The sequence below is a fragment of the uncultured Enorma sp. genome (assembly GCA_905210055.1).
Taxonomy (GTDB): Bacteria; Actinomycetota; Coriobacteriia; order Coriobacteriales; family Coriobacteriaceae; genus Enorma.
This window is the reverse complement of sequence record CAJLVH010000058.1, coordinates 1-10993: the sequence shown is the minus strand read 5'-3', so window position 1 is coordinate 10993 and position 10993 is coordinate 1. Positions and strand designations below refer to the sequence as shown.

Annotated in this window: 8 protein-coding genes and 2 tRNA genes; 1 reads left to right on the top strand and 9 read right to left on the bottom strand. The window is 62.2% G+C overall.

Annotation, left to right across the window (positions count from 1 at the left end):
* The 8 genes from QZ079_RS05155 to QZ079_RS05120 all read right to left on the bottom strand — a co-directional run.
* The coding region (locus tag QZ079_RS05155; protein ID WP_297035953.1) for a DnaB-like helicase C-terminal domain-containing protein at positions 1-1137 on the bottom strand (1137 nt) is incomplete at its 3' end.
* Positions 1138-1989: 852 nt separating this feature from the next.
* Complete coding sequence (rplI, locus tag QZ079_RS05150) at positions 1990-2538, bottom strand: 50S ribosomal protein L9 (protein ID WP_291288791.1); 549 nt, start codon at positions 2536-2538, stop codon at positions 1990-1992.
* Positions 2539-2577: 39 nt separating this feature from the next.
* Positions 2578-3597 carry a DUF2232 domain-containing protein gene (locus QZ079_RS05145; protein WP_297035947.1) on the bottom strand — a complete coding sequence of 340 codons (1020 nt, stop codon included), beginning with the start codon at positions 3595-3597 and terminating at the stop codon, positions 2578-2580.
* An 18-nt stretch (positions 3598-3615) separates the two neighbouring features.
* Entirely contained in the window at positions 3616-3882 is a 267-nt protein-coding gene (rpsR, locus tag QZ079_RS05140; protein WP_291288789.1) for a 30S ribosomal protein S18, read from the bottom strand.
* Between the two features lie 67 nt (positions 3883-3949).
* Positions 3950-4414 (bottom strand): single-stranded DNA-binding protein, encoded by a 465-nt coding sequence (gene ssb / locus QZ079_RS05135; protein ID WP_291288788.1) that lies wholly within the window; start codon positions 4412-4414, stop codon positions 3950-3952.
* Between the two features lie 89 nt (positions 4415-4503).
* Positions 4504-4797: a 30S ribosomal protein S6 gene (gene rpsF / locus QZ079_RS05130; RefSeq protein ID WP_291288787.1), complete on the bottom strand. Its 294-nt coding sequence runs from the start codon at positions 4795-4797 to the stop codon at positions 4504-4506.
* 798 nt (positions 4798-5595) lie between these two features.
* Positions 5596-5688: transfer RNA gene (locus tag QZ079_RS05125), tRNA-Ser, on the bottom strand.
* 49 nt (positions 5689-5737) lie between these two features.
* A tRNA-Ser gene (locus QZ079_RS05120) sits at positions 5738-5828 on the bottom strand.
* A 200-nt stretch (positions 5829-6028) separates the two neighbouring features.
* Here QZ079_RS05120 and QZ079_RS05115 point away from each other — a divergent pair.
* Positions 6029-6922, top strand: coding sequence for a trimeric intracellular cation channel family protein (locus QZ079_RS05115; RefSeq protein ID WP_297035943.1), 894 nt, complete (start codon positions 6029-6031; stop codon positions 6920-6922).
* Between the two features lie 100 nt (positions 6923-7022).
* Here the strand turns inward: QZ079_RS05115 and QZ079_RS05110 are convergent.
* Positions 7023-10993: InlB B-repeat-containing protein (locus QZ079_RS05110; protein ID WP_297035939.1), on the bottom strand; the 3971-nt coding region annotated here is incomplete at its 5' end.

Below are 10993 nucleotides of genomic sequence, written 5' to 3'. Positions count from 1 at the left end.
CTGGCCGGCGAGGGCTATCTGAACTTCATGGGCAATGAGTTCGGCCACCCCGAGCTCCTTCGCCAAAATCTTGAGGGCACGGCTCATCTCGGAAACCTCGACGGAGCGGTTCTCCGCGCGGCGCCCGGCGGGAGGGCTTACGAGCTGCAGATAGTCGAGGATGATGATGGACTTCTCCTTGTTGTGGAGCATGCGGCGCGCCTTGGCGCGAATCTCGGTCACCGTGGTACCGGGCGTATCGTCGATGAGGATGTCGAGCTTGGCCAGCTCTTGCGTGGCCTCAGTGATGTTCGCCCACTGTGCCGGCTCGATACGGCCGGTGCGGAAATCGGAGATCGAAACCGCGGCGTGTGCGCAGATGAGGCGTTGCGCGATTTCCTTACCGGACATCTCGAGCGAGAAGAAGCCGACGGTGTAGCCGTCCGCAGCCGCGTTGAGCGCGAGGTTGAGGGCGAACGAAGTCTTACCGACCGCCGGACGCGCGCCGAGGATGACGAGCTGTCCCTCGCGCAAGCCCAGCAGCAGGCGGTCGAGGCTCGGATAACCGGTCGAGACGCCGTGCGCCTGTCCGCCCGCCGCCGCAGCCTCCGCCGCTTCGTCGTATGCCTCGATCATGAAGTCCGTGAGCGAACGGTAGGCGCTCGAGACCTCGCGGTCCGTGATCTTGAGCACGAGGCTTTCCGCTTGCTCGACAGCCTCTTTCGCGTCGAGCGGCGCATCGTAGGCAAGGCGGTTGATCTCGCCGGCCGCCTTGATGAGGTCGCGCAGCAGAGCGTCGCGGCGCATGATCTGGGCATGGTGCTGCCAGTTTGCGAGCGCGATCGTGTTGCCTACGAGCTCGAGCACATACGCCTCACCGCCCACGGTGGCGAGCTTGTTTTCCGAAGCGAGGTAGTCGACGACCGCGATGGAATCGATGGGGATGCCGCGCTCGTTCATGGAAACCATCGCGCCGAAGAGCTCGCGGTGCGCGGGGCGGTAGAAGTCGTCGATGCGGAGCTCCGAGATGGCGTCATCCACCACATCGGGAGAAAGCAGCATGGCCGAAAGGACGTTGGCCTCGGCTTCCGTATTGTTGGGCAAGCCCTGACGTGCGCCGCGGTCGACGGCGGCGGGGGCATAGTCGTTCGGCGTCACGCTTGGCAACCCTTTCTTGCACGGCGCAATCCACAGGATGCGCAGGGATGATATGGGGAGCACAATCTTAGTGCATTAGGATTGTGCCAGGCACCAGATTCGCACCAGTTTCGGCAGCTTTTCTTTCCACATGCGAGTGTTCATAACCTCGGCGCGAGGTTCTGCGCAAACAAGGGTTTTCAACGTTTTCCACATTGTGAAGACTCTACAGGTATGACTTTTCAACACCACTGCAAGCAACCTGCGGTTATTCAGTTTTGCCGTTTCTTTTAGCAGTATTTACCGTTCCTTTATTTGTGTATTATGTGAATTCGCAGGTATAGGCATGCGTCTTATTCAATGTGCAGGAAAACGACCGTGCACTTTACAAAATCAGAAGCTTGCCTTGATGCGGAAAACACGAACATCTGTAGGCGGTTTTTCACGCACTCCACGGTCGACCTGTGGATTTCTCACCTACGAGATTTGTCAAGCATAACTTTCAAGATGAACTTGAAAGTTTTTGCGTCTCCCCTCACCGATCGTTTGAGGCCGCCCTCCCCATCCGATGCGGCGCCTCGAAGCAGGTTTTCCACGCATCTCGTGCCAGATATTTCGGGTGCTTCCACCTGCACATCGCCTTGATGCGCTGCGCTCAATAATCTGACAGCACTTTCCGTTTCCTGTTCATAACCGCATGCCGGCAAGGTGGGGCGACAGATTGCGATCGCTGTGGCATCGGTTAAGCGGCATGATCCGACAGGAACGCCCGCACCGTCCGCACCGCCGGCTCTTCGCATGCAAAAAGGCCCGCGCGCACAGCACGAGCCTTCATGCATCACGTGATGAGATGTTCGCGGGAGCGGCAAATCGCTACTCGGCGGACTCCTCCACGGTCTCGGCGGTCTCCTCGGCAACCTCCTCGACAGCAGCCTCCTCGGCGACCTCAGCGGTCTCCTCGGCGGCGGCGTCGGCGGCGGTCACACCGACGAGCACGACGACCTCCGCGCGGATGTCGCGGTAGAGCGACACGGGCACGGTGTGGGCGCCGGCGACCTTGATGGGCTTGCCGAGCTCGACGCGCTTGCGATCGATGTCGAGGTCGAGCTGCGCCTTGATGGCGTCGGCAACCATGGCGGCGGTAACGGAGCCGAACAGGATGCCCTCGTCGCCAACCTTGACGTCGACAGTGACCTGCTTGCCGTCCAGCGAAGCCTTGAGCGCGTTGGCGTCGGCAAGACGCTTCTCCTCGCGCTTCGCGATGTTGTTGCGGCGCTGCTCGAGCTGCTTCAGCTCTCCCTTCGTTGCCGCAACGGCGAGTTTCTTCGGGAAGAGGTAGTTCTCGGCGTAGCCCTGCGCGACATCGACGATGTCGCCCTCGCCACCCTTGCCCTTGATCTCACCAAGAAGAATGACTTTCATGAGATCTCCTAACCTACACGCCGCATATGCGGCGCATGCTTACCTGTGCGCCTCTGCGCGTGCGCCATCCCGCGGAAGCTTGCGGAAGTTGGCCCACACGTCGATGAGGCCGATGATGCTCAAGACGAACATCGTCTCGAGCGAGACTGCAATCATGATGACGACAACGCGCGTGAAGCATCCAAGTCGCCACCGGTTGAGCATACCCATCAAGACACCCAGCCCCTGCACGGTGAAGATGAACCTCACGCTGAGAAGCAGCGTCCACGATGCGGTGCGCACGAGTTCCGCCTCGGGAATCGAGAGCGTCGACGCCGCGATGCCCAGAACAGCAAGCGCCACAAGCCCAACCGCCCACAGAGGGGCATCGAACGAGCTTATCTGCGGCACATGTGCCTGCGCATCCGCATAAGACATGCGACTGCCCGGGCGAACCTGCGGAACTCCGCCTAGCAGCGAACCGAAGCCCGCAAAGGCGACGTTCAGCAGCGACGAGGCAACGTAGACGAACGGCCAGATGCTCTCGAAGACGGGCATCGCGGTTGCGAGCGCGAGCTCGGCCTCGACACCTCGTCCCACATAGGCGCGAGCGGCCTCTTCGAGCATGCTGAGCATCGCCTCGTCGAGCCCCATCCCCATGCCGGCAAGCGCGACCGCATCCACCACCATGGAGAACGCAGCGCTTGCCACCACAACGAGCGAGATGGCGAGCACGCTTGCGCGCCTCTTCCACATAAGCGCAGAAACGGCGATGCAGATGCCCACGGGCGCCACAGCGTACAGCATGCTTTCGAAGCCGAACGCAACGCCCCACGCCGCAAGCACTCCGCACGCGATCCCAACACCGATGCCCAAGCCCTTGGCGTCGAAGCGCTCCGCCTGAGTCCTGAGCCCCATCGCGAGGCACATGACCCCGAGCATGGGATAGCGCGCCATGATAGCGACGGAGACGGCGATACCCGCATACCACAGCAGCCCCTTGGAAGGGCTACCTGGCTGCGAGGTGGCGGGAACGATCTCGGTGCCCGCACCGTCCTGTCGCTCGCCGGATGCCATCATGGGTAATAACGCAGCCTGCTAGTCGCGGTTGCGGTTACCGCGGGAGGAAACCACGGGGACCGCATACGGCAGAAGAGCCATCTCGCGGGCGCGCTTGATGGCGTTCGCGATATCGTGCTGGTGCTGCGTGCAAGCGCCAGTGACGCGACGCGGCTTGATCTTGCCGCGGTCGGTCATGTACTTACGGAGAAGCTGAGTATCCTTGTAGTCGATATACTCGGTGTTCTCCTTGCAGAACTGGCAGTACTTACGACGCGGCTGACGTGCTGAGTAATCATTAGCCATGTCAAAATACCTTTCGTTTTGCGCGAAAGCTCAACGCTGCCGCGCACTCGTGCAAGCCAGCCCGAGCCTAGAACGGAATATCGCTGTCGTAATAATCCGTTGCCGGCGGGGTCTGGACGGGAGCCTGCGGACGCTCTTGAGGCTGCGGCGCATAGCCGCGAGGAGCCTGCTGATGGGCGGGGGCGTAGCCTCCCTCTCCCTGATTGGAGCGGCTCATGAACTCGATCTCATCGACGATGACTTCGAGCTTGCTGCGCCGCTGGCCGTCGCGCTCCCAGGAGCTGTAGCGCAACTTGCCCTCGATGGCGACCTTGGATCCCTTGCTGAGGTAGCGGCTCACCGCCTCCGCGCGCGCACCGAACATGGTGCAGTCCACGAAGTTAGGATAATCCTCCCACTCGCCAGTCTGCGGGTTGCGCCTGCGGTCGTTCACCGCAACGCCGAACGAGAGCACCTGGGTGCCGCCGCTCGTCATGCGAAGCTCCGGATCGCGGGTGAGGTTGCCGGAAATGTTCACTCGGTTGATGCTCATGCTTGCTCACTACCTCTCACTACTCGAGGCGCCTGCGCGCCCCACGGCGGTTCGACCGCCCGGGCGCTTACGCGCCCCTTCCATACGGTCTACTCCTTGTCGTCGCGACGGACGATCATGTGGCGCTCCACCGCATCGTTGATGCGGAGAACGCGATCGAGCTCGGCGATCGACGCGGGATCTGCATGGAAGTTGATGAGGGTGTAGTCACCTTCGGTGAGATCGTTGATCTCGTAGGCGAGCTTGCGCTTGCCCCACTCGTCAACGCTGTCAACCTTGCCATTCGCCTCGGCGATCGTGGTGTCGATGCGCTTCATGACCTCAAGACGAGTCTCGGGATCGAGGGAAGGGTTGACGAAGAACAGCAGTTCATAGGCCTTCATGTGGTCACCTCCTCTGGACATACGGCTTCGGGTCGTGAAGGTGCGCCCGAAGCAGGAAAGGACTCAGCTACTATAGCCGCTTGTTGCAAGAATCACAAGAAGACGCAGCTACAACCTCATGAGCTCCACACATACCCCCGACGTCCCAGTTTGCCCGAGCATATCTCGGCCTCTTCCGTTATCGCCAGCTCGCCCGAGCCGCCCGCGCGTCGTTTCGCGCGTGAGAACGGTGTCGCTCCTGACCCCTTCCATGCAGCCATAGCATGACACGGCGTTCTGACACAATTCTGGGCTTTGTCTGGCACCAATCTTGCGGTTTTCTAAAACCAATATGGCACCATGCGAATACCTGCAGGTTAGCCTCAAGCGCATGTGCACCATTTCCCATACCACTCAGAACCAGCGCGCGGAAATGAACAGATAACGCACATGAATGGAAAGCGCTGGACGAAGGAGGAGGAGGGATGTCCGCGCGGCTGCGCCTTGCGGCGCGGATCCACCCACACGACCCGGTCGCCCCGCTCCAAACCTCAGCAACGCCAGGCACCTACATGAGCAAAAAGCGTAGAAAGCTTCAACAAGGGTTGTCTAGAGTTCTCTTATTGAAGCTTTCTGCGCTTTTTGCTCATTAACGTCTTCGACTCATAGAGCAAGCAGCCCTCGCGCGGCTGCGCCGCGCGGGTCGCTGCGCGGCCAACGGCTCACGCCGTTGGCTCCGCTCCGCGCCCTGCGGGTTCGAATCCCTGCGCTCGACAGCAAAAACCCGGCTCCCCAAGGGAACCGGGCTCGTATACCATCTGGCGGAGGAGGAGGGATTCGAACCCTCGTACCCGGGGTTACCGGATAAACGGTTTTCGAGACCGCCGCATTCAACCACTCTGCCACCCCTCCGCGTGGGGTGAATCGGCGCGCCTGGAAGACGCGCCGCAGAATAAGCAACTGGCGGAGAGTCAGGGATTTGAACCCTGGAGACGCTTTTGACGCCTACACGATTTCCAATCGTGCTCCTTCGGCCACTCGGACAACTCTCCGTTGTTAGCACAGGAAATTGTACCGTATCTGCCCCGTATTGCAACTGCTGATTTTTTATACATGAAAAAGAAGCTATGCCGGACCGCGTACGCGTATTTCGACATTCTTGCGCCATGTATGCACCCCTCCTGTCATACTGTGAGGGGCGCAGCGCGCCATCTCGAAACCGTCGCACCCCCACGAGGGAGGGAGCTTGTCGTTGGACGTCATCGCAATCGCGGAACCGCTGTTCGCACGGCTCGTCTCCCCCGCCTCCGGTGCCGTGGAAGCACCGGTCGCCATCCCCTTCTGGCTCGAGCTCATCGCCATCGTCGTCGCATCTGTCTCGGGCGCGCTCACGGCGCGCGAGCACAAGCTTGACCTCGTGGGCGCCGTGGCGCTCGCCGTGCTCTGCAGTCTTGGCGGCGGTCTGCTGCGCGACGTCACGCTCCAGGTCGGCAGCGTCTATCTACTCGAACAGCCGCTCGCGCTCCCGGCGGCCATCATCACCGCCACCGTGGTGTATATCATCCCCTCGTTCATCGAACAGCAAGACAGGCTCATCGCCGTGCTCGATATCTTCGCGGTGGGGCTCTATTCCGCCACCGGCGCAGATAAGGCCCTGGTTTACGGCTTCAATCCGATGATCTGCGTCATGATGGGGTTCTTCACCGGCGTGGGCGGAGGCATGCTGCGCGACGTCTTCCTGGGCAAGGTTCCCAACATCTTCCAGCGGAGCAACCTCTATGCGCTCGCGGCCATCGCCGGCGGCTGCGTCTACATGGCCCTCGTCGAGCTAGACGTTTCGCATGTCGCCGCTGTGGTGGCGTGCGTCGCCGTGACCATGGGAACGCGCTGGCTCTCGCTTCGCTTCAACATCATGTCGCCCACCGACGAGGACATCGCGCGCATGATGCCCCGTCGCAAGCGCCCGACAGAGAACTCCTCCGCTCGCCGCGAGATCGCCGGCCGTTCACCCGACGCCCTTGCCGAACGCCGCGAGCGCACGCTGGCAAATATCGAAGAGCGCCGCGAGCAGGAGCGTCGCAGCGAGGCGCTCTCGCGCATCAAGCGCATCCGCCGCAAGCGCGACCAGCGCCACATCGACGTGTAATGAGTGTCCCAATGAGGGACAGGTGCATTTTGGGACATTACGCGGCGGCCGGAGCATCATCTGCCCCGGCCGCCGTTCGTCGTTGCGTTACCGATATGTCTTAGCTGCGTTCACGCCTCTTGAGCGCCGCGCCGCCAAGAACCGCTGCGGAACCGATCAAAGCCGTACCCCCGACAAGCAGCATCGACATGTCGCCCGTGCTCGAAAGCTCTTCGCCTGCCGCCCCGTCGTGAGAGCCTTCGTCGGCATCCGAACCAGGCTGCTGCTCTTGGTCGCCAGAGCCATCGGGGTCGCTTCCCTCTCCGGGCTTCTCATCGTCTCCGCCGGGCGCGTCGGGATCCTCCTCGCCCTCATCGGGGTTCTCCGGCTTGTCCTCGCCGCCGCCATCGGCAACCGACACCGCCACCTCGACCGTAAGCACGTCATAGTTCTCAGAGTCATCAGGCGTGAAGACCGCCTCGAACGAGCCGGTGGCATCAACCGTTGCGCCTGCATCCTTCCAGCTCCAGGAACCGCTTACCTCCGCGCCCGTCACAGAGCTCGTTACCGTAGCGCCGGCAAGCGAGACGTCTGCCAGCGAGGTTCCCGCTTCGACCTCCGCAGGATCGGCAACGAGTCCCTCCTGCTCAAGGGTTGCCTTGGCGATGACATAGTCCGCCTCGAACACCTTGTCGAACGGCGCGTATGTGTCCGTGCCGTCGTAGGTTAGGCGCACGTCGTACGTACCAGCATTCACCGGAGCGTCGGTCGTCCACGCATCGTCGCCCGCTCCTTCGTCGCGGTACCACACCGTCACGCCGGCCTGCTCGCCCTCAGGGAATCCCTCGCCGAAGACCGGTGCAACGGGCAGTGCTTCACCCGTGTAGGTCGCACACGCGCTGGAACCATCTGCCGAAAGGCTCACGCCGTCAGAAATATCCTGCAGCCACTTCGCGTAAAGCGGCGCATCCTCACTAAAGGTCGTTGCCTCGATGCCTTGCTGCGGATCGGCGTCCTCCGCGAACACCACGGGCTGCTCCAGCTGCTCGTCGAAATACCAGCCCGCGAGCACATAGCCCTCGCGGGTAGGGATGGGCAGGTCAGATTCGCTGATCGCCACGTCCTTTGCAACCTCGCAGGTAGTGGTATTCGATCCGTCGGCGAACACGCCCTCGCTCGCGTTCAGCGTGAGCACCGCAGGCAACGTCGCCGGGTCAACGGACCAGTGCGCATAATACGTTACCGCGCCGGCGGCACTGGCCACCGTCTCTGCCGTGACCTCTTCACCGCCCTGCGCCTGGGTGAACCAACCATCGAACACGTAGCTGGTGCGCGTCACGACGGGCAGCTCGCCAAGCGCCTCGCCCACCGGCACCGTGCGCGTCGCTTCATCTGAGTTGGCGAACACGCCGCTCTGCGGGTCGAATGTTACCGTCGCGACCTCAGGCTCCTGTTCTTCCCACGAAAGCACGAACGGGCTGAAGTTGGCGCGCCCGACCTCGAAGCTCACGTAACCGTCCTCGACATGCGCGGTATCGAGCTCCATGGCCTCCACCGTGCAGTCGGCGATCTGCTGTTCAAGCTCCGTCGCGTTCACACCGTATTCGCGATGCAAACCGGCGAAGTGCAGCACCTGCAGGCTCTCGGGATCCGCCCCTTCGGGCACGTTCCAGTAGATGGTCGCCCCTTCGGTGGAGCTCACCCAAACGTTCGACTGATTCGCGTCGACAAGGTCGAGATACCGGAAGTCCGCATGCTCAGCGTCGATTTCATAGCCGTCTTCCGCCGCCCGCGCGACCAGCGCCTCGTAGCGGTCGATCCCGCCGAGATCCTCGGCGCCCAGCAGCTCGTCGCTGAAGAGCGTCACGCCGGCAAGGCTCTCGCCCTCGAGCAAACCGCCCTCGCGGTCGTTCACGAGCACCTGCGTGTCCGCCGGTAGCTGCGCTACAACGTCATCGACCTCGAGCGCCGCTGCGATTTCGTCTGCCCCCGCATCGCTAGCAAGAAGCGCGACATTCGTTCCGCCCGCCTCGGCATCGGCGGCATCGGAGGCGTTACGGATCGTAAGCGTCGAGGTCTCGAGCGCGAACTCGTACGCCTCGTCGTTCACCGTCACCGTCACGGACTCGTCGGCGTCGCGATTCTGCGCGCCATCCTGTTCGATCACGATGCGCGCCTCATACTCGCCGGGCACGGTGTCGGTCGTGATTTCGGTCGTTCCATCGAAATACGCCACGCGTGCGGTCTGGCCGGAAAGCAGCTCGTTCAGCTCGTCGATCGTATAGACGTTGCCCAAACCGTCCACCACGTGAGCGTCAGGGAAATGACTTGAATCGCCCTGGGCACCGCCCGTGTAGATGGCAAGCTCCGCCGGTCGCAGCGTCAAGCAGGTGATGCTGAAGGTCATGGCAGCATGCCCAGCCTCTCCCTCGGCAAGCTTCCACGCGGCATCCTCGCCCGTACCCGTGAGCACAAGCGTGAAGGCGCGGCTACCCGTCTCCTCGGCGCTCGCGAAGTAGTGCGTTCCATAGGCGGGGTCGCCCATCGCGGCATAGGCATCAAGATAATCCTGGCAGTCCACCGTCACCTCGACCGTCCACACGCCATCCTGCTCAACCGGCTCGCCTATCGTGAAGCTACTGGCGAGCAGCGTCGCATCGGCGTCGTCGGCTGCCGAGAACGTCACATTGGGATGCGCGTTGTCCGATCCCGTCGCGCCCTCGCTATGCTGGCCGTTCGCACCGTCGAGCGTCACCGAGACGCCGTCGAGCGAGGCGACATAGCTCGCGGTGGGCGCCGCGGGTGCGGGCGGCAGCTCTTCATCACATGCGACCTCGAAAGCGACCGTGCCCTCGGAGGAAGCATCGACCGACCACGCGCCATCAGCCGAACGTACAAGCGTCACCGTCACGTCTGCGGGATCGCTCACGAGCACATGCTCGATGCCCTCGGCTACATCCTGCCCGTTGTACGCGTCCGCATAATAGGAACCATGGACGGTCACGTCGACCTTCCACGTCGCCTGGTCACCCTCGAACAGCACCATGGCCTGGTCTGCAAGGGTTTCCACTGCCTCCGAACCATTGACCGTGCGATACGGCTCGCTCACGGAATACGAATCGTGCTTGCCCTCGGCATTCGGCAGAAGATCGGTCGTCCATGCACCGTGCGTGACTTCATCGTTGGAATCGCTGACCGTGACGTCAATGAGGCCCTGGATGGTTTCCGCATCGGGCGCGGTCACCGTACCCTCGATTGCAACGTCCATGCTTGCCTGGATGCCGGTCTCTTCACCCTCGAAGAGGAGCTTGGCCGTCACCGTGACGTTTGCAGCATCACTCGACCCACGCATGAGCCGTGCACTCAACTGGTTCGAAGTAAGCTGCGTAAGCGTCGCTCCCGATTCTGCATCGTCGGTAAGCGTCCAAACAACGTCATATCCCTCAGGCAATTCGGTAAGCGAGCCCGACGTTCCAGCATGCAACTTGAAGGTATAGCGCTCGCCATCGGTCGATTCAGCGAGGTACACGCTTGCGCCGGAAATCTGAGGCTCGACTGCAACGAGCTCGATCCGCGCCACCGCGCCCGTGGTGTCGTGCGTCACCGTAATGGCAACGCGCCCCGGAGCCTTGAACGTCACAAGGCCGTTCTCATCAACGGCGGCGACATCCTCGTCGCTCGAAGCCCAGGTGAGATGCGGCGTCGCGTTGCCCGGATCAAGCTGAGCCGTGAGCTCGACCTGCGGCCAGTCTCCCTCGGCAGTCTTGGTCACAATCAAGCCAGCATCGCTGCTGAGTTCAATCGTCGGCGTTGGGTTAGAAAGCTGCACGTAGCCGCTGTATGCATAGATGCCGCCCGTGTTGCCATCGACATACCCTGCAAGGACGCTGTCGGAGCTCGCATGGTAGCGCGCATAGGCAAAGACAACCTGGTCGGGAGCGAGCGTTGCCACAGCAGAGAGCTCGGCTCCATTCGTTGCCGTCTCAAGCGCACCATGCTGGTTGGCGGCCATACCCGATACCGTGGTAATCTGCTCGCCGAGCACGTAGATGGCGCCTTCCTGGCCCTCGCCAAGGCCGGCGGTCGTCGCCG

Coding starts and splice junctions, on each gene's coding strand:
- rplI (WP_291288791.1), bottom strand. CDS start 2,538: ATGAAAGTCATTCTTCTTGGTGAGATCAAGGGCAAGGGTGGCGAGGGC.
- QZ079_RS05145 (WP_297035947.1), bottom strand. CDS start 3,597: ATGATGGCATCCGGCGAGCGACAGGACGGTGCGGGCACCGAGATCGTT.
- rpsR (WP_291288789.1), bottom strand. CDS start 3,882: ATGGCTAATGATTACTCAGCACGTCAGCCGCGTCGTAAGTACTGCCAG.
- ssb (WP_291288788.1), bottom strand. CDS start 4,414: ATGAGCATCAACCGAGTGAACATTTCCGGCAACCTCACCCGCGATCCG.
- rpsF (WP_291288787.1), bottom strand. CDS start 4,797: ATGAAGGCCTATGAACTGCTGTTCTTCGTCAACCCTTCCCTCGATCCC.